Origin of the sequence: Streptomyces sp. DH12, from assembly GCF_020873895.1 — a bacterium.
Classification (GTDB): Bacteria; Actinomycetota; Actinomycetes; order Streptomycetales; family Streptomycetaceae; genus Streptomyces.
The window spans coordinates 1-539 of record NZ_JAHWGT010000627.1 but is presented as its reverse complement, the minus strand read 5'-3'; the positions used below and the strand labels follow the sequence as shown (position 1 = coordinate 539).

The 539-nt window shown below is 71.1% G+C and carries 1 protein-coding gene; it reads right to left on the bottom strand.

Annotated elements, in window-relative coordinates; translation table 11 throughout:
• Nucleotides 1-539, bottom strand: a 539-nt coding sequence (locus LPA54_RS36145) for a helicase associated domain-containing protein (RefSeq protein ID WP_228984766.1), incomplete at both ends; no start/stop codon positions are given.

The following is a 539-nucleotide window of genomic DNA, read 5'->3' as shown; positions in this document are numbered from 1 at the left end:
GCGCCGCGGTTCGAGCTCCCCGGCCCGCAGCGCCCTGCGCTGCTGGTGCACCCACCGCCCGAGGGGGAACGCCTTCGTGACGCCAACCTCGACCTCGGTGTCATACGGAACGGCGTACAGGCCGGTGATCTTGTTCTCCTTCCGCCACCGCAGCAGCGCCTGGTAGCCCTGCAGCCACACCAGGGACTCCGGCCGGTAGACCCGGGCGCGCAGGAACGCGGCGATGGCCGCTGGGTCGCGCGGCGTGGAGAAGTGCAGCAGGGCCGCTTCGGCGGCTGCCTGCGTGTCCTCGCCGTCGCCCGCGCCGTCGGCCCCGACGATCCGTCCTTCCTCATCGCGCTGGAGGTGGACCTTGCGTTTGCCGCTGGTGAGGGCGCGGGAGGCGAGCTGCTCGACGAGTCGTTCGTCATGCGAGCGCAGGCCCTGAAGGACCCCTACAAGGGGCCGGAACGAGGCGCTGGCGACCATGTCGGTCGGGTCTTCGCCGGGCTGAAGGAACACCGGCACAATGATCCGCGCGACCTTCGTGGAGCCGTCCT